The sequence below is a fragment of the Kribbella sp. NPDC058245 genome (assembly GCF_042882005.1).
In the GTDB taxonomy this organism is placed as follows: domain Bacteria; phylum Actinomycetota; class Actinomycetes; order Propionibacteriales; family Kribbellaceae; genus Kribbella.
On record NZ_JBHVWY010000005.1, the window covers coordinates 450,873 to 476,726 of the forward strand.

General features: G+C 67.3%; 19 protein-coding genes. 13 read left to right on the forward strand and 6 right to left on the reverse strand.

Annotated features, from left to right (window positions below):
* Nucleotides 1-106: 106 nt before the first annotated feature.
* Together ACFVWG_RS14375 and ACFVWG_RS14380 are read left to right on the forward strand one after the other, a co-directional pair.
* Entirely contained in the window at nucleotides 107-4,198 is a 4,092-nt protein-coding gene (locus ACFVWG_RS14375; protein WP_391543692.1) for a S8 family serine peptidase, read from the forward strand.
* A 143-nt stretch (nucleotides 4,199-4,341) separates the two neighbouring features.
* A complete protein-coding gene (locus tag ACFVWG_RS14380) occupies nucleotides 4,342-4,728 on the forward strand; it encodes a VOC family protein (protein ID WP_391543693.1) in 387 nt (128 codons plus the stop codon).
* A gap of 212 nt (nucleotides 4,729-4,940) precedes the next feature.
* Here the strand turns inward: ACFVWG_RS14380 and ACFVWG_RS14385 are convergent, their stop codons facing one another.
* Nucleotides 4,941-5,780, reverse strand: coding sequence for a hypothetical protein (locus tag ACFVWG_RS14385; protein WP_391543694.1), 840 nt, complete (start codon nucleotides 5,778-5,780; stop codon nucleotides 4,941-4,943).
* A 163-nt stretch (nucleotides 5,781-5,943) separates the two neighbouring features.
* Between ACFVWG_RS14385 and ACFVWG_RS14390 the strand changes: the two genes are divergently transcribed.
* From ACFVWG_RS14390 to ACFVWG_RS14400, 3 genes are all read left to right on the forward strand, one after another.
* Entirely contained in the window at nucleotides 5,944-7,494 is a 1,551-nt protein-coding gene (locus ACFVWG_RS14390; protein ID WP_391543695.1) for an N-acetylmuramoyl-L-alanine amidase, read from the forward strand.
* Nucleotides 7,491-8,711: a SpoIID/LytB domain-containing protein gene (locus ACFVWG_RS14395; protein ID WP_391543696.1), complete on the forward strand. Its 1,221-nt coding sequence runs from the start codon at nucleotides 7,491-7,493 to the stop codon at nucleotides 8,709-8,711. The genes ACFVWG_RS14390 and ACFVWG_RS14395 overlap by 4 nt, the downstream gene beginning before the upstream one ends.
* 78 nt (nucleotides 8,712-8,789) lie before the next feature.
* Nucleotides 8,790-9,941, forward strand: coding sequence for a glycoside hydrolase family 76 protein (locus ACFVWG_RS14400; RefSeq protein ID WP_391543697.1), 1,152 nt, complete (start codon nucleotides 8,790-8,792; stop codon nucleotides 9,939-9,941).
* A 68-nt stretch (nucleotides 9,942-10,009) separates the two neighbouring features.
* On the opposite strand, the gene ACFVWG_RS14405 is transcribed toward ACFVWG_RS14400, so the two are convergent.
* Nucleotides 10,010-10,876, reverse strand: a complete 867-nt coding sequence (locus ACFVWG_RS14405; RefSeq protein ID WP_391543698.1) for a peptidylprolyl isomerase — start codon at nucleotides 10,874-10,876, stop codon at nucleotides 10,010-10,012.
* Nucleotides 10,877-10,888: 12 nt separating this feature from the next.
* Nucleotides 10,889-12,805, reverse strand: coding sequence for a hypothetical protein (locus ACFVWG_RS14410; RefSeq protein ID WP_391543699.1), 1,917 nt, complete (start codon nucleotides 12,803-12,805; stop codon nucleotides 10,889-10,891).
* A gap of 236 nt (nucleotides 12,806-13,041) precedes the next feature.
* Here ACFVWG_RS14410 and ACFVWG_RS14415 point away from each other — a divergent pair, with 236 nt between their 5' ends.
* From ACFVWG_RS14415 to ACFVWG_RS14430, 4 genes are all read left to right on the forward strand, one after another.
* Nucleotides 13,042-13,698, forward strand: coding sequence for a hypothetical protein (locus ACFVWG_RS14415; RefSeq protein WP_391543700.1), 657 nt, complete (start codon nucleotides 13,042-13,044; stop codon nucleotides 13,696-13,698).
* 78 nt (nucleotides 13,699-13,776) lie between these two features.
* Nucleotides 13,777-14,277, forward strand: coding sequence for a hypothetical protein (locus ACFVWG_RS14420; RefSeq protein ID WP_391543701.1), 501 nt, complete (start codon nucleotides 13,777-13,779; stop codon nucleotides 14,275-14,277).
* A gap of 6 nt (nucleotides 14,278-14,283) precedes the next feature.
* Complete coding sequence (locus ACFVWG_RS14425; protein ID WP_391543702.1) at nucleotides 14,284-14,688, forward strand: hypothetical protein; 405 nt, start codon at nucleotides 14,284-14,286, stop codon at nucleotides 14,686-14,688.
* 88 nt (nucleotides 14,689-14,776) lie between these two features.
* Nucleotides 14,777-14,962, forward strand: coding sequence for a hypothetical protein (locus ACFVWG_RS14430; protein ID WP_391543703.1), 186 nt, complete (start codon nucleotides 14,777-14,779; stop codon nucleotides 14,960-14,962).
* On the opposite strand, the gene ACFVWG_RS14435 is transcribed toward ACFVWG_RS14430, so the two are convergent.
* Entirely contained in the window at nucleotides 14,952-16,301 is a 1,350-nt protein-coding gene (locus ACFVWG_RS14435; RefSeq protein WP_391543704.1) for a serine hydrolase domain-containing protein, read from the reverse strand. The two genes, ACFVWG_RS14430 and ACFVWG_RS14435, sit on opposite strands and share 11 nt — an antisense overlap.
* Nucleotides 16,302-16,452: 151 nt before the next feature.
* On the opposite strand from ACFVWG_RS14435, the gene ACFVWG_RS14440 reads away from it, so the two are divergent.
* On the forward strand, nucleotides 16,453-16,839 hold the full coding sequence (locus tag ACFVWG_RS14440) for a hypothetical protein (protein WP_391543705.1): 387 nt from the start codon (nucleotides 16,453-16,455) through the stop codon (nucleotides 16,837-16,839).
* On the opposite strand, the gene ACFVWG_RS14445 is transcribed toward ACFVWG_RS14440, so the two are convergent.
* Nucleotides 16,836-18,623 carry an acetyl/propionyl/methylcrotonyl-CoA carboxylase subunit alpha gene (locus tag ACFVWG_RS14445; RefSeq protein WP_391543706.1) on the reverse strand — a complete coding sequence of 596 codons (1,788 nt, stop codon included), beginning with the start codon at nucleotides 18,621-18,623 and terminating at the stop codon, nucleotides 16,836-16,838. The genes ACFVWG_RS14440 and ACFVWG_RS14445 overlap by 4 nt on opposite strands.
* Before the next feature lie 223 nt (nucleotides 18,624-18,846).
* Here ACFVWG_RS14445 and ACFVWG_RS14450 point away from each other — a divergent pair, with 223 nt between their 5' ends.
* From ACFVWG_RS14450 to ACFVWG_RS14460, 3 genes are read left to right on the forward strand one after another with little or no spacing between them, the layout of a single operon-like run.
* Nucleotides 18,847-19,764: an SMP-30/gluconolactonase/LRE family protein gene (locus ACFVWG_RS14450; protein WP_391543707.1), complete on the forward strand. Its 918-nt coding sequence runs from the start codon at nucleotides 18,847-18,849 to the stop codon at nucleotides 19,762-19,764.
* Nucleotides 19,754-22,102: an ATP-binding protein gene (locus ACFVWG_RS14455; RefSeq protein ID WP_391543708.1), complete on the forward strand. Its 2,349-nt coding sequence runs from the start codon at nucleotides 19,754-19,756 to the stop codon at nucleotides 22,100-22,102. Before ACFVWG_RS14450 ends, ACFVWG_RS14455 begins: the two co-directional genes overlap by 11 nt.
* Nucleotides 22,095-24,422: an NB-ARC domain-containing protein gene (locus tag ACFVWG_RS14460; RefSeq protein WP_391543709.1), complete on the forward strand. Its 2,328-nt coding sequence runs from the start codon at nucleotides 22,095-22,097 to the stop codon at nucleotides 24,420-24,422. Before ACFVWG_RS14455 ends, ACFVWG_RS14460 begins: the two co-directional genes overlap by 8 nt.
* Here ACFVWG_RS14460 and ACFVWG_RS14465 read toward each other — a convergent pair.
* Nucleotides 24,366-25,802, reverse strand: a complete 1,437-nt coding sequence (locus tag ACFVWG_RS14465) for an Nramp family divalent metal transporter (RefSeq protein ID WP_391543710.1) — start codon at nucleotides 25,800-25,802, stop codon at nucleotides 24,366-24,368. The two genes, ACFVWG_RS14460 and ACFVWG_RS14465, sit on opposite strands and share 57 nt — an antisense overlap.
* Nucleotides 25,803-25,854 lie beyond the last annotated feature (52 nt).

Sequence of the window (25,854 nt, forward strand, 5' to 3'; positions counted from 1 at the left end):
AAACTGCGCGAATTGGCTGCGCCCAATCGCTTTTGCGCGGGGTCCGGGCGGGCTTACATTCCCGGTGAATGATCGGGGGATCGCTCGCGTGTCCGGAGGGGAATGCATGAGACGACGTGTGTCGCGTGGTGCTGCCGCGACGGCGGTGGCGGCTCTGGTGCTGGCGTCGGTGTCGGCGCCGGTACGGGCTGCCACCCAGGCTGATACGCCGGTTGGTCCGTTGCAGGTGAAGACGGCGGCCGACGCGTTACTGGCGAAGCTGGATCCGAAGCTCGAGGCCAAGGTCAAGAAGGGTGAGACCGCGTCGGTGCCGGTGTTCGCGACCGTGCAAGGCGATCCTGCGGCGGCCGAAGCCGTGCTGGACAACGTGCGCGTGGCCGGGTCCGGTGACAACGGGATGGTGCTCGGGTCGATCCCGCTCCAGGCCCTGCCCAAGCTGGCCGCCGCGAAGGGTGTGGTGTCGGTGCGGCCGGTGGAGCTCGGCAAGACCGGGCAGCCGCTGAACGACCCCGACCCGGACCTGCACAAGGCTCCGACGCAGGCCGAGAAGCAGGCCGCTCGGGCCAAGCTGACGACCAGCGAGGTGCCGTACGACCAGGCGCCCGCGCCGCGCGGCTCGAACTTCGAGAAGCTGCGCAGGCAGAACCTGCTGGACGCCAAGACCCACGACTTCACCGGAGCCTGGAATGCCGGCATCACCGGTAAGGGCATCACCGTCGGCGTGCTCGACGGTGGCACCGACTTCGGGCATCCGGACCTGCTGAACACCTGGCAGACCTGGACCGGCCAGACCGGGACCAAGGCCGGGTGGAACGGCTGGCCGAAGGCCTTCGACCCGTACGGCACGCTGCAGTGGCTGTCCGCGCCGACGCAGGTCGACGACGGCCTGTCCTGGTACACCAAGACCACCGCGTCCACGTGCGCCAAGACCGGTACGACGTGCTCGGTGAACTTCGCGACCAAGACCGGCCCTTCGCGCAACTTCAGCGCCCCGACCGGCACCAACGAGCACGCCTACGACTTCCCGGCGTCCTGGAGCAAGTCCGGCACGGTCAAGGTCGGCAGTCACCCGGACGACTACCTGCTTCAGCTGTACGGCGAGCGCCCGGCCTACCTCGTGACCGACCCGCACACCGCCGGTGTCTACGACACCGTGTACGTCGACCTCGACGACGACCACTCGTTCGCCGACGAGAAGCCGGTCACCAAGGCTTCGCCGGCGTCGTACCGGGATATGAACGGTGATGGCTACACCGACCTGTCGGGTGGCCTGCTGTACTTCATCTCCGACGGCAAGACCGAGGTCCCCGGTGGTCAGGACGCGTTCGGCGTCCACGACACGTCGTACGGGGCTGGTGATCTTCTCGCTTGGACGGGTGACTTCGACCCGCAGATCGAGGGGCACGGCACGCTGACCGCCTCGAACATCGTCGGTCAGGCCGTCATCAACGGGAAGGCGCCGACCTTCAAGGACATCCCCGGTGGCAAGTACGCCGGTGCCGTCCTCGGTGGTGCGCCGCACGCCAAGCTCGCGCCGTTCGGTGACATCTACATGGGCTTCGACTTCTCCACCCAGTTCGGGTATCTGCTGTCCACCCGCAAGGGCGTCGACGTCACGTCGAACTCCTACGGGCAGTCCACCGTCGACAACGACGGCTGGGACGCGGCCAGCCAGGAAGCCGACGTCATCCACAACGGCCAGAAGACGACGCCGCTGTTCTCGACCGGTAACGGTGCGCCAGGATTCGGTACGACGGGCTCGTCGCCGACGGCCGGTATCGCGGTCGGTGCGTCCACGCAGTTCGGGGCGACCGGCTGGGACTCGATCGTGCGCACCAAGCAGATCATGGACAACGACGTCGTCGAGTGGTCGAACCGCGGCTTCCAGTCGAACGGCGCCAACGGCGTCGATGTAGTTGCCGACGGCGCCTATGCACCGGGTGACGCAACGCTGAACACGATCCTCGACGGACGGGACGCCTGGACCACGTGGGGTGGCACGAGCCGCTCGACTCCGGTGGCGGCGGGCGCGACCGCGCTGATCTACCAGGCCTACGAGAAGGCGCACGGCACCAACCTGCCCGCCGGCTTCTACAAGACCGCCAAGGACATCCTGAAGACGTCAGCCAAGGACCTCGGGTACGACGCCAACGTGCAGGGCTCGGGGTCGATCGACGCCGGTAAGGCAGTGGCGAGTGCATTCGGCCGCCGGGCCGTGGTGTCGCCGTCCGATTGGCGAGTTGGTGACTACCGCGGGACGGAGTATCCGGCGTTCGCGAACGTGATCGCACCGGGTGGGACGGACTCGCAGAAGTTCACCGTCAAGGGTCCGGGCGTCTGGCAGGTCAGTGACCGGCAGCTCGTCCGCACGGCGAACGACACGTTCTCCTTTACCAGCAAGGATCTGAAGCAGGAGAGTACGGGGAACTTCAACGCTCCGGACTACCTGCTCGATCTCACGTCGCGCGTGAAGAAACACAAGGACGCGGACCTGATGCTGATCAAGGTCGAGTATCCGCGCGACGAGTTCGACGGTGACAAGAACCTGACCGAGGACCAGGCGTGGCGGTTGCTCACGTACAACTGGACCGATGTCAACCACGACGGCAAGCTGTGGACCGACAAGGACCACAACGGCGTTGTCAACCACACCGACAAGACGACCAGCTCGAACATCGACGGCTTCCTGGACCTCGACTTCGCGAAGTCCGAGATGGAGCAGGGCGAGTACGGCCGCTTCATGTACCACCGGGCCGGCTCGAACGCACTGCAGTCCCTGGTGCGCGACCCGGCGTCGCGGATGGCGGACGGCCTGTTCCTGGGCCTGCAGCACTCCGCGAAGAACGCGTCGATCCCGGTGACCCACTTCACGATCTCGATCGACTGGTACAAGAACAGCGACTGGAAGTGGATCAGCACGCCGCGGTACACGACCGGTTCGTTCACGGCGTCGATCAAGGTACCCGCGAAGACGCCGTACGGGATGTACTCGGGCGCCGTCGTACTGAACCGTGGTTCGGACTCGATGGTCGTGCCGGTCTCCGTCGCTGTCGCGGCGAAGGCGGCGCAGGACGCCAGCGGAAAGTTGACTGGGGCAACCACCTTCGGTGGTGAGGACGTGGCTCGGGCGCAACAGAACTACACCTACAACAACGGGTCCGTGTTCGGTGCGAACGACTGGACCTGGCGAGCCGAATCCGGTGACTGGCGATTCTTCTATCTGGACGTGCCCAAGACACCGGCCGAGGGCACCAAGTTCCTGGTCAACACGTCGTGGAAAGACGCCGGCCCGGCGACCGACCTCGACACGTTGATCATGGGCAGATCGCAGAACCACTTCCAGGTGGAGCCCGACTCGGTGTTCGGCGCGCCGTACACGCTGAACACGGTCGGGAAGAGCCCGAACACCAACGTGCGTACTGGTGTCTGGCGCTTCAACACGGCCACCGGCGGACCGGCCGACGTGGTCACCGCACCGGCCCAGGAAGGCCTGCAAGCGTTCGCGCTGCACCAGGTCGGCTGGCAGGGCGACAAGTTCAACGCCCCGTTCAAGGTCGACGTCGGTAGCGCATCGGTCGCCCCGGCATCCGTCGTACAGACTGCGACTTCGGACAGCGGCGCGTTCGACGTGAAGTTCGAGTCGAGCGTCGCGCTGGACGGCCTGAAGGCCTCGGCCTTCGGTCTCAGCCAGCCCAGTACGACGACCGAAACCGCTCACCAGGACAACGCGGACGACCCGGCCTCATCGAGCTTCAAGCGGAACATCACCCTGAACCACGCCTCCCGCTTGAGCGTCAGCACCGCGATGGCCGGTAACGACCTCGACCTCTACGTCCTCCGTGACGCCAACAACGACGGCGTCTTCTCGCCGTCCGAGATCGTCGCCTCCTCCGCCGGCGGTACGGCGAACGAGGCGGTCGACCTGGTCAGCCCGCCCGACGGCAACTACCAGATCTGGGTCCACGGCTTCGCCGTCGCCGGTACGCCGTCCTTCACCTTCAACGTCAACGCCATCCAAGGCAACGACCTGACCGTCTCGGGCCTCCCGACCGGCCCGGTCGCCGCCAACACCCCCGTAACCCTGCACGTCAACTACACCAAAGCCATGACCGCAGGCCAGACCTACAACGGCGAATTGTTGCTAGGCCCGACCACAGCTCCCTCAGCCTTGTCAGTCCCCATCAAGATCACCAGATAACGCCGTACCGACGAACGGGTAGTAGTCACCTTTCAGCGGTCTCCCCGCCCCGGCTCACGCCGGGGCGGAAGGCCACGGGCGACCACTACCCGTTCTTACGTACAGCCATTGAGGTGGGTGCGGACGCTCAGTAAGGTCGCGGCATGGAACGACCACGGATGCAGGTCGGTGCGGTCACGATCTCGGCAGCACGAGGACGCGCGCGGGAGCTGGCCGGGTTCTACGAGCGTCTGCTGGGCTGGCCGATCGCCCACGAAGGACCGCGCGGTGGCTGGGCTCAGCTCCACCCACCCGAGGGCGAGACCGGTCCGACGATCAACATCGAGTCCGACCGCGAGTACGAACGCCCAGTCTGGCCGAGCCAGCCCGGTACGCAGCACGCGACGATCCACCTCGACATAGGTGTGGACGACCTCGACACTGCCGTCGCCTGGGCAGTCCAGGCAGGCGCTACGCTCGCCCCGGATCAACCGCAGGACAACGTCCGCGTCATGCTCGACCCCGACGGTCACCCCTTCTGCTTGTGCTGACCCCGCTCGACCGTCCGGGCCCACTTTCCCCACCGGCAATGTGAACGGATATCCGTCGAGGTTGCCCCTTCTCCCCTGAAATTTTGGGCAGAGAACCGACAACCTCAGGGGGAGATCCCCTCACATGGTCCCGGGGGAGGAGGGCGACCGCCGGGGGAAACAGAGGACCCCGGCAACCGTGGTGGTTGCCGGGGCCCGGAAGTGCGCTGGGGTTAGAAGTCGCCGCCGCCGAAGTCGCCGCCGCCGCCGAAGTCGCCGAAGTCCCAGCCACCGGAGTCGCCGCCTTCGCCGCCGCCGAGGCCTTCCATCTCGCCGCCGCCCATGTCGCCGCCGCCGTAGTCGCCGCCCATGTCGCCGCCGGCGAAGTCGCCGTAGCCGCCGCCGGCGAACATGCCGCCGAGCATGGTGCCGAGGAACATGCCGGTCATCACGCCGCCGAGGGCGCCGAACATGCCTTGCGCGTAGGGCGAGTAGGCCGGGCCGGCCTCCCAGTACGGGACGCGCTGCGGGCCGACCATGACCTTGCGGACGTCGGGCTCGGCGCCGGCGCGGACGCGCTCGGCGTCGGCGGCGCAGGCGGGAACCTCACGGGGTGCGCCGCCGGGCGGCGACCACATCACGTCGACGACCGAGGGGCCGTGCTGGGGATTGAAGAAGCAGGACGGGCGACGCTGCGGCAGGGGCTCGCCGTTCACCCGGGCGCGGACGCAGGCCGAGGCGTAGCGGCCGTCCTCGAGGATCTCGATGACGTGCTTGATCTGCTCGGCCTCGGTGACCTGCGCGACGGCCTGCTTGGCCGACTCGTAGGAGTCGAGCGCGCGCTGGTAGTCCTGCCGCGCGCCGTCGCCGAGGTCCTTGCCGACCATCTCCAGATCGAGGTCCTGCAGTTCCTCGCCGAACCGGGTGATGTCCTCGTCGGCCGTGCGCTTGACCGACTCGAGCTCACCGGCGGTGATCTCGTGCTGCTTGCGGGTCTGCAACTGGGTCCGACGGTACGAGCGATATGCCAGCACCGCGATCACCACGACGGCGATGATCAGGATGTACGTCATGTCGGGCCTCTTCAAAAATGGGGGCTTTACGGTGAGCCTACCGAACATCGCAAACCCGGCACGCCACGCAGGGTGACCCAATCCCGCGAATGTCGTCACGCAGCGCGCATAATCGATTACCGCCGCCCAGCGACCGCATTGCCCTGCGTTGGAAGGCTGTTCGATGGGCAAGACCCTCCGGCTCCTCACACTCTCGGTGACCGGCCTCTCGCTGGTCGCTCCGCACCTGCTGCCGACTGATCAGTACGCCGACGATCCGCCCGCGGCGACGTACCAGGAGATCGCGATCACCGGGCCGTCGGTGGCCGCCGAGACCACGCCGTTCGCGATGGTCGGCGTCACCTGGCCGAACGGCGTACGGAACGTCCACGCCAAGGTCCGGATCAAGCAAGGCGACAAATGGACCGACTGGCAGCCCCTGCAGGTTGAGGACGGTCACGGTCCTGACACCCCGGAAGGAAACCCCGGCACCGAACCGCTGTGGGTCGGCGACGCGAGCGGTATCCAGGCCAGCGCGACCGACGCCGCCGGTACGACGATCAAGGGTGCCAAGGTCACGCTGATCCAGCCCGGCGTGCTCCCCGGCGACAGCGGCGAATCGCCAGCCGTCCAAGACATCGGGCCGGCCGCGAGCAGAACGCCGTACCCGATGCCGAACGTCTGGAGCCGCAAGCGCTGGGGTGCCGACGAGCGGCTGCGCGCTGTCAACAAGGGCTGCACGCGGCCGAAGTACACGAAGACCGTGCTGGCCGCGTTCGTCCACCACACTGCCGATCGCAACGACTACACCCGCGCGCAGGTCCCGGCGATGCTGCGCGCGACGTACGCGTACCACGTAAAGGGCCGCGGCTGGTGCGACATCGGCTACAACTTCCTCGTCGACCGCTTCGGTCGCGCCTTCGAGGGCCGGTACGGCGGCGCCCAGCTGCCCGTCCTCGGCGCGCACACGGAATCCTTCAACAGCAACTCGTTCGGCGTCTCGCTGATCGGCAACTTCGACAAGGCCGCGCCACCCGCTTCGATGCTGGAGGCAACGGCTCGGGTGATCGCGTGGAAGCTCGACGCCAACTACCGTTCGCCGACCTCGAGCATCGTGCTCGCCCGGCACCGGGTGAACACCATCTCCGGTCACCGCGATACCAAAGCGACCGACTGTCCAGGCAAACAGCTGTACGCCAAACTTCCTTGGCTGAAGCAACGAGTACTGAAACTGATGGGTGGCACGGTTTCGACGCCGATCTACCGGTTCGCGAAGACGATCGGATTCCGGAGCCTTGGGCAACCATTCTGGGGTGAGCACCGGACCCGGACCGGCTGGGCGACGCAGTTCGCCACCCGCGACATCTACTACTCCGTCTCCACCGGCGCGCACTCGACCGCGGGCGTTTTCCGGCAGCGCTACCGCCGCATCGGTCCCGACACCGGTCTCGGCCTGCCGACAACCGAGGTCCGCAACGGCCGGGTCGGCGGGACGCGCGTGCAGTCGTTCCGCGACGGCGGCTTCTACTGGACCAAGCCGTACGGCGTCCGCCCGGTGACCGGTCTGATCTACCGCAAGTACGTGGCGATCGGTGCGGAGCGTTCCCGGCTCGGCCTGCCGATGACCGACATCTACAAGGTGAAGGGCGGCCTGCGGCAGAAGTACCAGCGCGGCTGGCTGACCTACCACGCCCACACTCGTACGGTTCTCGTCCAATACCGGAGTGTCACATGAAGAAGCGTCTGATTGTCGCAGTCGTCATCGCATCCGCCGTGATCAGCGCGACCGCTGAGGCCCGGGAATTCGAGCCGACCGCCGGCACGAACACCTCGATCAGCGGCCGCGGCTTCGGCCACGGTCGCGGCATGTCCCAGTACGGCGCTCAGGGCGCCGCGCTGGCCGGGAAGTCGGCGAAACAGATCCTCGACTTCTACTACCCGGGCACGACCGTCGGGAAGGCGACCGGCCGGATCCGGGTCCGGATCAGCGCAGACACGACGGACGGCATCCGGGTTGCCGCGGTCAACAATCTACGGGTTCGTGATCTGGCCAAGGAAAAGCTCTATACGTTGCCCAAGGCATCGACCAGGAACCAGTGGTCGATCGATCCGAACGGCGAGCACGGGACGAAGGTCAGTTCTTACAACACCAAGACCCGCAAGTGGACGCTCTGGAAGACGTTCACCTCGATGTCGCAGTTCGAGGGTCCGGTCCTGACGAGTCTCATCTTGCCGTCCGGTGCGGTACGGCGGTATCGCGGCGGACTGCGGGCGATCGATGTCCCGGGCAAGCATCTCGACACGGTGAACGTGGTCTCACTCGAGTACTACCTTCGTGGCGTCGTACCGCGAGAAGCCTTGTCCAGTTGGCGTCCTGCCGCATTGCAGGCGCAGGCGGTTGCCGCACGCACCTATTCGGTCTTCCATCGGAGTCGTAGTGCCAAGCGTGCCTACGATCTCTGCGACACGATCGCCTGCCAGGTCTACGGCGGATACGAGGACGAGAAGAGCGCGACGAACGCGGCGATCACCGCGACCGCTGATCAGGTGCGGCTCTACAAGGGCAAGCCGATCATCGCCGAGTTCTCTTCGTCGAACGGCGGGGCGACCGCGGCCGGTCAGGTCCCGTACCAGGTGATGAAGGTGGACAGCTGGGATGCGTATCCCGGAAACGGGAATCCGAACGTCACGTGGACGGTGACGCGGAAGACGGCCGACATCCAGGCCGCGTTCGACGTCGGGACGATCCGCTCGCTCCGGGTGGTCACTCGAACCGGTTTCGGACCGAGCGGTGGACGCGCGGCGCGGGTCGAGGCGGTCGGGTCGAAGGGACGCCGTGAGCTCAGCGCTGATCAGCTCCGCGGGCGGCTGCATCTGAAGTCGGCGTGGATCGCGTTCCCGGTCACGCCACTTGATATGTCAACTGCGTCGGACCAAGCGGTCAGTCGCTGAGCCATTGACGAGATCTCCCTGCGACGGTTAGAACATGACATCGATGTCATCCGCCACCGCCCACAGAGGAGCCGGTCGATGCGCAGGAAATTGGGTATATCAACTCGGATCGTGGCCGGCCTGGTGGCGGTCGCGGTCGTCGGGTCGCTGTCGACGTCAGGCGCTAGCGCCGTGACCAGTCCGGCGGCTCGCGCCAAGGCGTCGTACGACGCGATCAACACGTACTTCGATGCAGGGCAGGGGCTGCTGCGTGAGGAGTACCCGAACCAGCAGACCAACCCGTACTCGTACGTCTGGCCGTACTCGCAGGCCGCGATCGCGGCCGAGGACATCGCCGGGATTCCAGGGTCCGGCCACAAGGCGTCGGCTGAGGCGGAACGACGGCTCGACGCCTACGCGTCGTACTGGAATGCCACGACGACGCCGAAGGGGTACGACTCCTACGTGCGCCCGCCGCTGGGAGGTGGCGGCGACAAGTTCTACGACGACAACGAATGGATCGGGCTGAACCTGATCCAGAACTACCAACGCACCGGCGACCGTACGTCGCTCGCCCGGGCCAAGGACATCTTCGCGCTGGTCGTGCACGGGTGGGACACCGATCCCGCGCATCCGTGTGCCGGTGGCGTCTACTGGACGCAGGCGCCGTGGAGTCAGGACCGGAACACGGTCTCGAACGGACCGGGCGCCGAGCTCGGTGCGCACCTGTACCTGCTGACGCGGGACCGGTCGTACCTCACCTGGGCCAAGCGGATGTACCAGTGGGCGCAGGACTGCATGCTCGCGCCGAACGGTCTCTACTGGGACCACATCGACCTGGCCGGCAACATCGAGAAGACGCAGTGGAGCTACAACCAGGGCGTGATGCTCGGGGCCGGCGTGTTGTTGTACAAGGCAACCGGTGATCACCGCTACCTGCGTGACGCCAAGTCCGTCGCGAACGCCTCGCTCGCCTTCTACAACACCCGCGAGATCCTGGCGAAGAACGGTGCCGCCTTCAACTCCATCTGGTTCAAGAACCTGCTGATCCTGGACTCGGTAGCCCCGGACTCCCGCTACCGCAAAGCCATGCAGGCCTACGCCGACGACAACTGGAACACCACCCGCGACCCCGCCACCAACCTCTACAAGTTCCGCGAGGGCACCGTCGAACTCCTCCAGCAGTCCGGCATCACCCAGGTCCACGCCCTCCTCGCCTGGCCCCGCTCGAAGTACCACCTCCTAGCCTGACCAAAGGTTGGAGGGGCAAACGCAACGCGCCGCCCGTCGTGATGACGGGCGGCGCGGTGGTGTTCGGGTCAGGCTGCTGCGGTGGCGGAGTTGATCTTGACGGGGGTGATGGGGGCGCCGTCGGTGGGGCCGTTCTGGGGCTTGACGCCGGCTTCGGCGACCTTGTCGACGAGTTTGAGGCTGGGCTCGTCGAGGGTGCCGAAGGCGGTGTACTGCGGGCCGAGGCCGGAGGCGTCGCCGTAGACGATGAAGAACTGGCTGCCGTTGGTGTTCGGGCCGGAGTTGGCCATGGCGAGGATGCCGCGGCCGTACTTCAGGGTCGGGTAGACCTCGTCGGCGAAGCTGTAGCCGGGGCCACCGCTGCCGCTGCCGCTCGGGTCGCCGCACTGGAGGACCTGCAGGCCCTCACCGACGGTCAGCCGGTGGCACGAGGTGTTGTCGAAGTACTTCTGGCCGACGAGGCTCAGGAAGTTCTTCACCGTGCAGGGGGCCAGCGCGCTGTCCAGGGTGACCTGGAGGTCACCGACCGAGGTGTTCAGGCTGACCTTCGACGTACCGGACGCCTTGGTCTTGCCGTCGGCCGGCGGGTTGACCTTCTTGCTGGCCGGCTCCGCGCCCTTCTTGTAGCTGCAGCTGACCTCGGCGGGCAGCGCGGTCGCCCGCTTCGGCGTGGCGGCGAGGGCGGTCGGGATGCTCTTCGGCTTGTTGTCCGGACCGGCCGGCGCATCCGTCGACGGCGTGTCGCCGGCGACCGGGGTGTCGCTGTCCTTCGGACCGAAGATCACGAAGACTCCGACCAGGACGGCGACGACCGCGACCACCGCGGTGACCGTGATGGCCAGATTCCGCCGCTGCCGCGCGCGCTCAGCCTGCCGCTCGGCCTGCCGTTTGGCCTTCCGCGCCGCGAGCTGCTGCTCGTGGGTCCTCTTGGACATGCAAACCCTCCCTCACCGTGATGTCTGCAGGGAACTTACAGCTTCAACCTGAGAACTGTCTGTTAAATCACCTGAACTGTGATCAGCCAGCACAATCACCCGATCCGCCACGCCGAGCGTCAGCGCCACGGCCGGAGCCGGGTTCAGCACCACGCCGTAGGCGGGGGACCGATGGAACTCGGCATGCGTCCGGTACCCGATCGCCGTCTCACCGCGCAGCCGGGCCGCCTCCGCCACCGTCGCGAAGTTCGCCGCCTCATCGGGCAGCAGATAGTCCGCCGCCGGGTTGAGGTAGATCTCAGCCCCATCCGGGCTGAGCAGCTCCGCGAACACCCCGGCGACATGCCGATTCTCGGTCAACTGGGTGAGCAGCAGACTGATCAGCTTCTCGCTCACCACGAAGTCGTCGGCCCGCGTGACCTGCGCGATCTCCCGGTTCGCGTCGTCGTTGATCTCGCTGACGATTGAGAACGGATCGCCGAGCCGCTGCCCGAGATCCCGCAGGTGCAGCAACGTCAGCAGCGTCCGCGCGTCGGCCTCCTGCTCACCCCGCGTATCGGCCGAAACCACGATCACGTGCTGATAGCTGCCCACGTCGAGCGCTTCGAGCTCAGCCCGGTTCGTCGGGTCACAGTACGTCGTACCGGCCGTGAGCTGGCTGTATTCGCCCAGCCGGACCTCGTCAAGTCCGGCGACCTGCAGGTGCGATCCCGGTACGGCGAACTCGTCGAGCAGCGCGACGATCTGCGGTGCGCGCTTGTTCCAGCCGATCATCAGGGTCCGCGCGGGAGCCGCCGTACGCCGTACCTCCGGAGCGATCGCCGCCGCGACGATCGGGGTCGGAGTGGGCGCCCGGTGGATCAAGCTGTCGTCGTCCGCGAGCACGATCAGTTCGTCGGTCGCGTCGATGATCCGGTCGGCGGCCAGGTTGAGGTCGACCCGACCGGACGCGGTCCGCAGACCGACCAGGACGCCGCGGTCGAAGCTCCGCGCGATCTCACCAAACGGTTGGTCGGCAGTCGACGGGTCGGCCCGCAGGTAGAACTCGGTCCCGGCGAAGGCGAGCAGGTCGGTGCAGACCGCCGACAGCCCGGACTGCCGATGCGCCTGGACGATCAGCCGGACCGCGAGGTCGTCCGCTCCCACCAACTGGGTCCGCGGACCACCGGCCAACTGCGCGGCGGCGAGGTTGTCGGAATCGTTGACCGCGGCCACAACCTGCGGACCGCCGCTGGCGCGGGACCGGTCGCCGAGGGCGAGCAGGATCTTGATCACCTGGATGTCCGCGTCCTCGACCGGCGGCGGCAGCACCATCACCGACCGCGCCTCGGCCAGGTTCACCAGGTCGAGATCGGCCGGGCGTAACGGGTTCCCGGTCCGGCACACCACCACTGTCCGGCCCAGGTCGCCGACCCGCGCCCGCAGCGCGTCCTCCATCTCGACCTTGTCCTTGTCGGCCAGGATCGCGATACACGAACGCCGCTTGCTGTGGTTGGCCTGGACCAGCTCGGTCACCACCGTGAACACCTGCTCGGACCACCCCAGTACGACGGTGTGCCCGCGCTCGACAACCTTCGACCGGCCCTTGCGCAGGTCGGCGATCTTGCCTTCCAGTCCCGCGGTGAGCACGCCGATGAAGGCACTCACCACGAAGATCCCGCCGACTGTGATCGCCAGCATCAGGAACATGAACCCCGGACTTCCGGAGTCCCCGCTCACCGTCCCGGCGTCGATCGCCCGCATCAACGTCATCCAGAAGACCTCGGGCCAGCCCCCGTGCTGCTGCACGTCATCCGGCACGAGCCAGATCACCAGCACCGAAACGATCAGCACCAGCAACGTCGACGCCAGTCCCAGCCACCCGACCAAGGCCGGCGTACCTCGAGACATCGTGCTGTCGAACCAATACCGAGCCCGCGCTCGCCACATAACCCGCTCCTCACCCTCACCTGAACCCGGTGACTATAAGCGAGCCAAAGGACACCGCTACGCGGCGGCAGTTCCTTTGCCGCGTCCGGACGCGAACGGCGGTTGCGGGGGAGACGGCCGGTGCCCGACCGGGGTGCCGAGCGCGGTGAGGAGTAGCGGTGTAAGGGAAGCGTCCGCGGCAACTGGTAACACAGGGTGATGATGTGGCAACATGACTGCGGGGGAAGGGGCTAGTAGTGGGGGAGATTGTCGACCAGCATCGTGAGGTCAGACGATGCGCACAGGAGATCATCGCTGCGCACGTGGTAGCGCGCGATCTGAAGCTCCGCGATCGACTCATCGACGAGTACCTCGACGATCACGGCGACGACATGGTCAACACGGTCTGCGGTTTCATCAACCATCACCTCAGCCATGTGGTGAATCGCGAATTGGCGGAGGCGTGCTACTTCGCGATGTCGTCCACACTCGGCGATCTGATCGACATGGTGTCCGAGCTGTCCGGCTGCCCTGTCGCGGAGATCATCAGCGAGCTCGTCGAAGTGGTTTATGTGCCCGAAGACGGCACGGAGCAAGACGCACGGCAGGCGAATCTTGGGCTGGCGGCTGCACAGACCTGTCTGATTGCCCACGTGGTGGTTCGTGCCGGCGGTCAGCCGTGGGGAATCCAGAAGAACCTTGACCTCGATGACATGTGTGCGGTGGTGCACCAGTTCGGCGCCCTTCTGTATGTCGTAGCCAATCGCCCGGGCGTACCCGCTGCCGCCCTGGTCAAGGGCCTCCTGGCGCACGTCGAACGAATACTGGTCGCCCATGCGTCGGCCAACCTCCTGCCTGTCTCCGAGTACGTCGCGAAGACCTGGCAAGCGCTTGCTCTGAGTGATGTCCGGTAAGCAGGCTCGCTCGATCCCTGGGCGATGCGCCGGCCACGCGCTACCCTTGCTGCCAGGATCTTATGTAAGATCTTGGTGATGATGGAGGGGGTGGCGATGAGCGCAACGCGTGACCGCATCTACCAAACGTCCGATCTGGCGGGCAGTGCCCGGCGGGAGTTCATCGATGCAGCCCGCAATGGTCAGGCGCAACTACGCACGCCTGAGGGCGAATCGCTGGTGATGCTGCGCGCGGCGAACTTGACGCACCTGGCCGCGATGCGCGACTACGCCGTTGCGTACTTGATGCTCGACAACGCCTTGGCGCGTCCGCGTGCTGATCGTCGCGCTGCCGACTTCGGAGAGTGGGCCTTCGTCGCGGTGTTCGACGAAGACGATCTCATCACCTTCCGCTATGAGATGAATGCGGCGCTCATCAGGGCGGCCGCGGGCGACGACATGAGCCTGATGGATGCGGAACTGGAAGGTTGGAAACGGAGCGCCAGAACCCTTAACGACGCTGTAGCACAAGAGATTCTCAGCGCAGACTCCATCGACCCTGATGACTGGGTCGAGGTCGGCCGTCCAGGCGAGGAGTAACTCGCGGTGAATCAATCGACCGGCCCTCAGCCGGGGCGATACCGGCCGTATGTCGCGGCCAGAGCTCCGGAAGGGCGGCCTGACCAGGCGCCGCAGTGGCGTTTGCTGGTGCACCGGAAACATCAGCAGATGTGGCGAGATCTGGCGGATCGGTGCGGACTGCAAAATGCGCAGCAGGCATGGGACCACCTCACACAGCAACCGGACAGGCCCCCGAAACTAGGCACGGTCACGGCTATGAAGGGCAAGCACTTCGCAGCCAAGCCGGATGGGACGTCCGGTGTCTATCACTACGAGATCACTGGTGCCGGCCGGATCGACTACCGGTTCAATCGGACCTATCGCGTATCACCCGGCAGCGATGCCCATGCGGTGGTGTTCATCATCAGTATCGATCTCGGCAGCCATTGATCTCCAAGGTCTGCTCGTGCGTTGGTGGTTGGTGGGTTCGGGCGTAGACCAGGATGCTGCGGCGATTCGTTCGGACTGGGGAGGGTTCATGCGGGTGCTCTTCCAGTCCAAGGACCCGGGTTCCTCGACCTGGAAGGATCTTGGGTACGTCGTGCCCGGCTCGACCGGTGCCGCGACTTACACCATCGCCACCAACCGCAGCCGGGCGTATCGCGCGTACGTCGCGTCGTCGGCCACGGTTTGGTACGCCTACTCGGCGAACATCACCCGCTAGCCCGGGCGAACAGGCGGCCGGCCAGGTCACCACCGGTGATCCGGCCGTCCGCACCGCGGGTGAAGTAGCCGCGCTGACCCGCCAAGGCGCCACCCGTGACGATGAACTCGTCGTCCGCCAGGAGCTCGAGCGACGCGGCCGCGAGGTCCGGCGGCATCTCGGCATCAGAGCCGGCCCGGAGTTCCGGCTTGATTTCGACGGCGATGGTGATTCCGGTGCCATTGGCAACGAAGTCCACGTTCATCGCATCGTTCTGATAGCGACCCGCCAGCTCCCGGGCGCGCGCATCGTCGTACGGGAGTGGCGAAGGCTCGCTCTCGACCAGACCGAGGTAGTGCTCAAGCGCCCACCGGAGCACGGCCTGGTTGAGTTGATAGCCCTCAGGTCCGGAGTTCGTCAACGAGACAACGGCAAAACCAGCAGCCGGTACGACGAGGAGGTCGGCGTACTGTCCGTTTCCCGAACCGCCGTGGCCGATCGTCAGTACCCCGTGGATGGTTTTCCGGAACCAGCCGACCCCCAGTCCGTCACCGAGCGAGCTGGCCCGCAGTGCGATGGTCTCGTCGCGCATGCTGTGCAGTACCGCGGCTGACATCAGTCCGTCACCACTGCCCAGGTGGAACCTTGCCCACCGCAACAGATCGCCAACGGTCGACACCACGCCACCACCCGGATTGTTGCCGTGGTCCCCGGCCGCCCAGGCTTTCCATGGTGTGGCCGGCTGGAGAACGCCGTGCTCGTCCGGGTTGTAGCCGACGGCAAACTTCCGCATCATCACGTCGTCCAGATCGAAGACCGTGTTCGTCAGACCGAGCGGCTCGAACAGCAGTTGGGCCATCGCCTTCTCGTACGGCAGGCCGGTCACGGTCTCGATGATCCGGCCGGCCAGGTTGAACCCGGCCTGGCTGTACGACGACCTTGCGCCCGGCTCGGCGATGAGCGGCAGCTCGGCCAGCCTCTCGACGAACTGAGCCAGCGTCAGGTCGAAGCTACCGGCCACGCCCCAGTCGAGTCCGGCCGTGTGGTTCAGCAGCTGCAGGACCGTGATCCGCTCAGCCACGTCCTCGTCGACCAGGCGCAGCTCCGGGACATAACGCCGTACCGGGGCGTCGAGCTCGACCTTGCCCTCGGCAACGAGCCGCATCAGCGCGGTCGCGGTGAAGGTCTTCGAGACCGACGCGATGTGGAAGAGCGTGTCCCGGTCGATCGCCTCGGAACCGCCGATCCGCGGCACTCCGTGGCCGGAGAACACCTCCTGACCATCGATCAGTACGCCGATCGCCGCGCCTGGCACGCCCAGCTCGGCAGCCTTGGCGGCCACGAATTCCTGAAGCTCCATCGTCCTCACCCTTCTCGACTTGAACACCGTTCAAGGAACTGTAGCCCGAACCTGAACAGTGTTCAAGTAGGAAAAGTGGGTAGGCGCGGTGACCCTCTGCTGTGCATACTGGGTATCTAGATACTCGGTATCCACACCAAGGGAGCTCAGCATGAAGGTTCGAACGATCGGGGCGGCACTGGGCGTGGCGGCGCTGGCCGTGGTTCCGATGGCGGCGCACGCGGCGCCGGTGCAGGCGCGGACGACGCAGCCCTACCAGCACCTCGTCACGGTCGACAGCAAGGCCTGGTCGACCGGTGGCACCTACGTGGCCACCGGCGGCGACATCAAGCTGAACCTGACCACCCTGGAGAAGAACACCAAGGTCTTCGTCGAGCGGTGTGAAGGAGCCGACCTGGGCGACCTCCAGACCTTCACCAAGAAGGCCCCGAGCCACACCCTGGCCACCGGCGTCGAGAAGGGCGAGTGCTTCATCGTCCTGCTCTCACCGGTGACCGGCAAGGGTGGCTATGTCGTCAAGGGCACGCTCAGCTACTAATCCTTGATCTCGCAGAGGACGGCGCCGGCCGACACGGTGGCGCCGACCTCGGCGGTCAGGCCGGTCACGGTGCCGGCCTTGTGCGCGTTCAGCGGCTGCTCCATCTTCATCGCCTCGAGGACGACGATCAGATCGCCCGCGGCGACCGTCGCGCCTTCCTCGACGGCCAGCTTCACGATCGTGCCCTGCATCGGCGATGTCAGCGAGTCACCCGAGGCGGCGGCCGACTTGCCCGAACCGCCGGCCCGACGGGCCGGCTTCTTCTTCGCGCCAGCGCCGGCGCCCGCGGCAGCACCGCCGGCAGAAACCCCGAACCCGGCGGGCAGGGCGACCTCGAGCCGCTTGCCGCCGACCTCGACGGTGACCTTCTCGCGCTCCGCGTCCTCAGGCGCGTCGGCGGTCGGGCCGTCGTACGGCGTGAGCTGGTTGTCGTACTCGGTCTCGATCCAGCGGGTGTGCACCTTGAAGCCGTCGTCGCCCACGTACGCCGGGTCCGAGACGACCGCGGTGTGGAACGGGACCACGGTCGGCATGCCCTCGACGACGAACTCGCGCAGCGCCCGGCGGGACCGCTCGAGCGCCTGGGTGCGGTCGCGGCCGGTGACGATCAGCTTGGCGACCAGCGAGTCGAAGGCGCCGGGGACGGTCTCGCCCTCGTCGTACCCGCCGTCGATCCGGACGCCTGGGCCGCTCGGGGGCTTCCACTTGGTCAGCGTGCCGGGTGCGGGCAGGAAGCCGCGGCCGCCGTCCTCGGCGTTGATCCGGAACTCGATCGAGTGACCGCTCACCGCGGGGTCGTCGTACCCGAGCTCCTCGCCGTTGGCGATCCGGAACATCTCCCGGACCAGGTCGAGGCCGGTGACCTCTTCACTCACCGGGTGCTCGACCTGCAGGCGGGTGTTCACCTCGAGGAACGAGATCAGCCCGTCCTGGCCGACCAGGAACTCGCAGGTCCCGGCGCCGACGTACCCGGCCTCGCGCAGGATCGCCTTGGAGGACTTGTACAAAGTCTCGAGCTGGTCCGAGGTGAGGAACGGCGCGGGCGCCTCCTCGACCAGCTTCTGGTAGCGGCGCTGTAGCGAGCAGTCCCGGGTGGAGACGACCACGACGTTGCCGTGGGCATCGGCCAGGCACTGGGTCTCGACGTGCCGCGGCTTGTCGAGGTACCGCTCGACGAAGCACTCGCCGCGGCCGAACGCGCTGACCGCCTCGCGGGTCGCGGACTCGAACAGCTCCGGGATCTCTTCCAGGGTGCGGGCGACCTTCATGCCGCGGCCGCCACCGCCGTACGCCGCCTTGATCGCGATCGGCAGGCCGTATTCCTGGGCGAACGCGACCACCTCGTCGGCGCCGGCCACCGGGTTCGGCGTACCGGGGACCTGCGGCGCGCCGACCTTCTCGGCGATGTGCCGCGCCTTGACCTTGTCACCGAGCGAGTCGATCGCGGACGGCGGCGGGCCGATCCAGATCAGCCCGGCGTCGATGACGGCCTGGGCGAACTCGGCGTTCTCGGCCAGGAAGCCGTAGCCCGGGTGCACCGCGTCCGCACCGGAGCGGGCCGCCAGGTCCAGGATCTTGGCAATGTTCAGGTAGGAGTCGGCCGGGGTCGACCCGTCCAGCGCGTACGCCTCGTCGGCCAGCCGGACGAACAGTGCGTCCCGGTCCTGGTCGGCGTACACGGCGACGCTGCCCAGCCCGGCGTCGGCCGCCGCCCGGACGACCCGGACCGCGATCTCGCCCCGGTTGGCGACCAGCACCTTGGTGATCTGCTTGCTCTCAGACACAGACGACTCCTTCCAAGCCTGGGGCCACTCTAGAGTCCAAACTCTGGACCTGGGGAGGTTGTTCGTCACAGTCGGCCGACCTGGGTCACCCACCAACGTCGCTCAGCGGCCCCGACCGGCGCGGCGCTGAGCGTGGCCGGGCGTGTCGCACGGGAGTTGGTGGGTGATGGCGGTCGGCGATCACAATAGGCTCGCGCTGATGCCTCGACCTGGGAGTGTGCGGATGACCATCCTTGAACCGTTGGCGGGGACCGTTCCGGCGGAGTGGGAGAAGTTCGACGACCGGTTCGGCGGGATCCGGGGTGACAACCACCTGGAGCGGCTGTGGACGGGTGGGCGGTGGGTCGAGGGGCCGGTCTACTCGCCGGCCGGGCGGTATCTGCTCTGGAGCGACATCCCGAACGACCGCATCCTGCGCTGGGACGAGACGTCGTACCAGGTCTCTGCCTTCCGGACGCCGGCCGGGAACACGAACGGTCACACCCTCGACCAGGAGGGTCGCCTGGTCAGCTGTGAGCACGGCAACCGCCGGGTCACCCGGACCGAGCACAACGGGCGGATCAGCGTGCTGGCCGACTCCTACGAGGGCCACCGGTTCAACAGCCCGAACGACGTCGTGGTCAAGCGGGACGGCTCGGTCTGGTTCACGGATCCGTCGTACGGGATCTCCAGCGACTACGAGGGCAACGCCGGGGAGATCGAGACCAACGGCTGCCATGTCTATCGAGTAGCGGACGGCGTCCTGACCCGGGTTGCCGATGACTTCGACGGACCGAACGGACTGGCCTTCTCGCCGGACGAGTCGCTGATCTACATCACAGACACCGAGCGCGCGCACCTGCGGGTGTTCCAGGTGGACGGCGACCGGATCAGCGGCGGCGAGGTCTTCGCCGAGTGCGGGAACGGCGCCTTCGACGGGATCCGGATCGACACCGCCGGCCGCGTCTGGGCCTCGGCCGCGGACGGCGTCCACGTCTATCACCCGGACGGCACGCTGCTGGGCAAGCTGCACGTTCCCGAGACCGTCTCCAACCTGACCTTCGGCGGCGCCAAGCGCAACCGTCTCTTCATCACCGCCACCACGTCCATCTACTCCCTTTTCACGACGGTCAACGGCGCCACCCAGCCTTATGACCACTGAGTTCGGCCCAGTACTGCGGAAGTTCCGCAAGGCTGCCGGTCTGTCGCAGGAGCGGCTGGCGGCCTCATCTGGTGTGAGCGTCGAAGCGATCAAGACCCTGGAGTCCGGCCGCCGCCGGCATCCGCGGTCGGGCACGCTCAGGCTCCTGGCCGAAGGGCTGCGGTTGGCTCCGCAGCAGCGCGCGGAGCTCTACACGGCCGGCGCCCGGACGAAGGCCCGGGTCACCATCCCGCGTGAGCTGCCGGATGACGTCTACGCCTTCGTCGGCCGCGAGGACCAGGTGGCTGAGCTCGAGAAGACCTTCACCGCGCAGGAGTCGCGGCCCGGTGTCGTGGTGACGTCCGCCATCGGCGGGATGGGCGGCATCGGCAAGACCGCCTTGGCTGTTCATATGGCCCATCTGGTCGCCGATCGGTACCCAGATGGCCAGCTGTACCTCAACCTGGGCGGCTTCGGACCGGGCCGGCCGATGACCGTGCCGGAGGCTCTCAGCCGGTTGATGGACAGCCTCGGCGTACAGGGTCCGGATGATCCAGGCGACGCCCACGAAGCAGCCTCGCGCTACCGGTCGGCGCTGTCCGGCCGCCGCGTCCTGGTGGTTCTCGACAACGCGGCCGATGCGGCCCAGGTGGCGCCATTGTTGCCGGGGGCATCAACCTGCGCGGTGCTGATCACCAGCCGCCGGGCGATGACCGCGCTGCCCGGTGTCGTGCACGTGATGCTCGACGTACTGCCGGATCAGGACGGCATCGAGATGCTGGCCCAGATTGTCGGCGACAACCGGATTGCTCGCGATCCGGTGAACGCGTTGGCGATCGTCCGGTTGTGCGGTGGTCTTCCGCTCGCGCTCCACCTGGCCGGCGCCCGGCTCGCGGACGAACCCACCTGGGCGGTCGCCGACCTGGTACGGCGATTGGAGACCAGCCGGCACCGGCTGGACGAGCTGGCGACCGCCGACCGCGACGTACGGGCGAGCATCGAGTTCTCCCTGGCCGCGGCGACCGAGCGCGACACCGACGCCGTTGCCGCGTTCAAGCTCCTCGGGCTGCACGAGGGCGACGAACTCAACGTGCGCGTCGCCGCGGCGCTGCTCGACCTGCCCGTCGATGACGTGAGCCGCCGGTTGGAGCGCCTGGTCGATCTGTACCTGATCGAGTCCGTCGGCCCGCATCGGTACCGCATGCACGACCTGGTCCGCAGCTACGTCAAGGAGACGACCGCCGCCCTGACCGACGCCGGGGCCCGCGAAGCCGCGCAACTGCGAGTCCTCCAGCTGTGCCTCGCGATGGGCTGGCGTACCCGGATGGCCCGGTTCGCCGACGACCTCTCCAAGGCCTGGTACGACGACAGTTGGGTGGCCGGCGCGGAGCAGTTCACCCTCGACGAGATCTTCGCGTGGTTCGACGAGGAGATCGACGAGATCATCGGCGCCGTACGACGTGCTACCGCGACCGGGTCTCGCGCGGTGCTGGCTCGCGTCGTACTGGGTCTGCTGCCGTACTGCTACGTCCGCCGCCGGCACTCCGACGGTGTGCTGCTGGGCACGCTGGCGCTCGGCGTACCGGAGTCGCTCACCGACCCGTTCGCCGCCGCCCTGTTGCCCTTCGAGGTCGCACAGCAGTGCGCCTCGGCCGGTCTGCACCAACGAGCGGTCGACTACATGACCATGGCGTTGGCGGCGCCCGAGATTCGCTCGTACGACCGGGCCTACATCGAGGCCGAGGTCTTCCTCGGCCACTACCTGGTCGATCTCGACCGCCTCGACGAAGCAATCGCCTCCGCCTCCCGCGGCGTCGCCGTCGCCCTCCGCAGCGGCGACGAGGTCGCCGAAGCCGAAGGCCGCCTCATCCTCGGCCTGGCCGCCGGCAAACAAGGCGACACCGCTGCCCAGGACCGCGAGCTCGACCGCGCCGTCGAGGTGATACGACGCCTGGGCACGCCCCACGAGCGCTACTGGCTGCTCTGCCTCGCCGGCCTGTCCTACCGCGAAACCGGCCGGCTCGACTCCGCGTCGTCGTACCTCGAAGAAGCCCGGACCGCGGCGCTCGAGGACGGCGACGAGTTCGCCGTCGCCGAGGCCCTCGAAGGCCTCGGCCGCGTCGAACTGGCCCGCGGCCGCCTCGACCTCGCCGAACACCACCTCCGCGCCTCCCTCCACAGAGTCCAAGGAACCTGGCAAGCCGAAGCCCGCGTCCGCGAACGCCTCGGCCACGTCCTCCACGCCGCCGCCCGCCCCATCGAAGCCGGCGCCCAATGGCAATCCGCCCTGGACCTCTTGACCCGCCACGGCTCCCCGCAAGCAGCTGACATTCGCAGATTGGTGAAGTCCGATGGCTGACTTCGGCCCGGTACTCCGGAAGTTCCGCAAGGCGGCCGGGTTGTCGCAGGAGCAGCTCGCGGCGGCGTCCGGGGTCAGCGTCGAGGCGATCAAGACGTTGGAGACGGGGCGTCGGCGGTCGCCGCGGGTGAAGACTGTCGAGCTGCTGAGCGACGGGCTGGGCCTCGACGCGGACGCGCGAGCTGAGCTGCAGGCGGCGGCTGCGCGGCCGTCGGCGGAGCGGCTACCGAACGACGTGGCGGACTTCGTTGGCCGGGTCGAGCAGATCGCCGCGGTCTCCGATCTGCTGACTGGTGGTGGACAGGCGCCGGGCGTCGTCGTGATTTCGGCGATCGCAGGGATGGGCGGTGTGGGGAAGACCGCGCTGGCCGTGCGCGTCGCGCGTGAGCTGACGGGCCGGTTCGGTGACGGTGTGCTCTACGTGAACCTCCGCGGCTTCGGCATCGGCGAACCGATGACGCCGCTGGAGGCGCTGAACACCCTTCTCCAGCAACTGGGCTTCGCCCTCCAACGACCACCCGAATCCACCGAGGAGGCCGCGGGTCTGTTCCGAACGGCGTGTGCCACCCGCAAGCTGCTCGTCGTACTGGACGACGCCGCCGGTGTCGACCAGGTTCTTCCGCTGCTTCCCGGTGCGTCGACCTGCGCCGTCATCGTCACCAGCCGCCGCGCCCTGGTCGGTCTGCCGGGCGCGCGGTCACTCGAGCTCGCTGTCCTGCCGGACGACGAGGCACTGGCGCTGCTGATTGCTGCCGCCGGATCGGGGCGGATCCAAACCGACCTGCAGGCAGCACGCGAAGTCGTGGCCCGCTGCGGATCGTTGCCACTGGCAATCAGAATCGCCGGCAGCCGCCTGGCCGCCGAGCCGTCCTGGACGGTCGCCGACCTGGCCCGCCGCCTGGCCGACGAGAGTGCCCGTCTCGACCTGTTCGGGGACGGTGTCCGGGCGTCGATCGCGCTGTCGCTGGCCGGTACGTCGGCCATCGACGTGGCCGCGGCGGAGATCTTCGGGCTGCTGGGCCTGCACGAAGGCAACGAACTCGATCTGAAGGTCGCCGCTCGCCTGGTCGATCGCCCGGAGTCGGAGGTCGAACCGCTGCTGGAACACCTCGTCGACCTGCATCTCCTGGAGTCGGCCAGCCCACGCCGCTACCAGTTCCACGACCTCGTCCGAACGTACGCACGGGAGCTCGCACCCGACGAGCGCGCGGCGGCGGCCCGCGAGCGGGTGCTGGCGCTGTACGTGGCGATGGCCTGGCAAGCGCGAGTGAAACTCGGCGTCTCGCAGGCCTTCTGGTACGAAGAGCAGTGGACCGCCGGTGTCGAGCATCTGGAGTACGACGAAGTCATGGCGTGGCTGGACGCCGAGGCGGCCGAGATCCTCGCCGCGGCCCGCCGACCGACGACAGACCGCGGAACCGTCGTCATCCTCGCGGGCGGCATGATGCGGTACTGGATCATCCGCCGCCGGCACGCCGAGGGAGCAGAACTCGGGGAACTTGCGCTGACCGCGCTCCGCGACGATCCGACCTGTGCCTCTGTCTTCGCCCTGAGCCGGATCAGCTATCACGTGGCAGCGCACTACTCGGCCAGGTCGGACTCCGAGACCGCGGTAGCTCACTTGAGGGTGGCCATCGCAGCGGCACCGCTGGAGACCGATCCGTTGAACCACGTCGTGTGCACGATCACGCTCGCACAGGATCTGGAGCGACTCGACCAGCTGGACGAGGCAACGGAGCTGGCCCGATCCGGCCTGGAGGGTGCGCTCCGGCTCGGCAACGAGATCATCGAGAGCGACGCACGCTTCAGCATCGGCTCCTTGGCCGGCCGCCTCGGCCGCTTCGCGGAGCAGGACGAGGCCTTCGACCTGGCGGCCGCTACCCTGCGTCGAAGCCGCCCAGAGATTCTCCACCTGCTTCTCCCCGACATCGGCGCCAGCTACCTGCGCTCAGGCCGCCCTGAATCCGCCCGAACCTGGCTCCGCGATCACCTGGCGGAAATCAGGCTCGCCGGCGACAAATCCGCCATCGCCGAACACCTCCGCTGGCTGGGTGTCGCCGAAACGGCACTCGCCGCCCACGACGCGGCCCGCGCTGCCTTCACCGAAGCACTCGACATGATTCAAGGCAGCAACGACGAGATGGAAGCCCAGATCCGCCAGGGCCTCGGCACGGCGTTGAGCGGGCTCGGAGAGGACGAGCCCGCTCGGGAGCAGTGGCGGTTGGCGTTGGAGTTGTACCGCCGCTGCGGGTTGCCGCAGGTGTCAGAGCTTCTTGAGCTGGTCGATGAGGGTGAAGACGGCCAGGAAGCCGAAGGCTAGGAACGAGAAGGCCAGTACGGCGGTCCGGACCGGGGTGATGCGGATGGCCCGGGGGAGGGCTCGGGAGTTCATCCACCAGAGCAGGCCGGAGTACACGAACATCATGGTGCCGGCGGTGCAGGCGGAGATGACCAGTAGGACCAGGGGCTGGGTGAGGCCGGCGAGCAGGACGATGATGCCGAAGGCAACGAGTCCCCAGACCAGGCCGAAGTACAGTTTGGATTCGGTGACGGTCGACGTCCGGAGGTAGCGGGCCTTGATCATGTCGGCGGTCAGGCGCGAGGTGTAGTCGACGATGCCGGCCGCGGCGGCGAACAGGGAGAAGGCGCCGATCGCCCAGAACAGGTAGCCGAACCAGCCGCCGACCAGGGTCTGCAGGGTGGTGCCCTCGATCTTGAGGAAGCCGATGTTGTTCTTGACGTTGCTGTCGCCGAACAGGGTGGCGTGCGCGAGCATCGAGGTGAAGGCGATGGTCAGCACGGTGATCGCGACGAAGGTCGCGGCCTGCTCGATGTTGGCGAACTTCCACCAGCGCTTCCAGCGGGCCAGGTTGGCGTCGTTCGGGGTGAAGACGTAGCCGTTGGCCGTCGGGTCGGCCTCGGTCTCGCCGGTCACCGGTGAGGTCAGGCGGGGGACGTGCAGACCCTGGCCGAAGCCCTTGTCCCGGATCCAGTTGCTCTGCACGAGATTCTGGCCGCCACCGGCACCGGCGTACGCGATCGCACCCATCATCAGCGCGAATCCGAGCTGCTCGACGGGGAACTGCGGGTGCGTGACGGCGTGCCCGAGGGCGTCGTACGTCTTGGCCCGGATCGCGAAGATCAACGCCAGTACGACGAGGAGTCCGACGGCGAGGATCTTGACCAGGATCAGCCGCTCGAGCATCACGTACACGACCGGGGCGAAGGTCAGGATGAGGCCGATCACGAGCAGGATGCCGATCGCGATCCAGCGCGGATCACCGCCGCCGAACAGATAGGTCAGCATCGACGCCGAGCTGGTCGCCCAGCCGGGCCACATGTTCGCGAAGTAGGTCATGATCGCGAAGAACAGACCCCAGTGCTTGCCGTACCGGTTGAAGCCGGTCAACGCTGTCTCACCAGTTGCCAGCGTGTACCGCTCGATCTCCATGTTCAGGAACCACTGGATCACCACACCGACCAGGGCGCCCCAGAGGAACACCAGCCCGACCTGGCTGGAGATGTACGGCCACAGGATGAACTCACCCGAGGCCAGCCCCACCCCCGCCCCGACCATGCCGGGCCCGACCACCTTCCAGGTCCGGGTCGGTGGCTCCGGCAGGTCGCGGACCTGCGGGGCGGGCAGATTCTTCGTCGGCAACGCGAACGTGCCGTGGTCCGTCGCCGTGCTGTCAGCCATTCCGGGCTCCTCACATCGTCGACTCTTTCCGCGAGGTTAGCGGTAGTGGTCC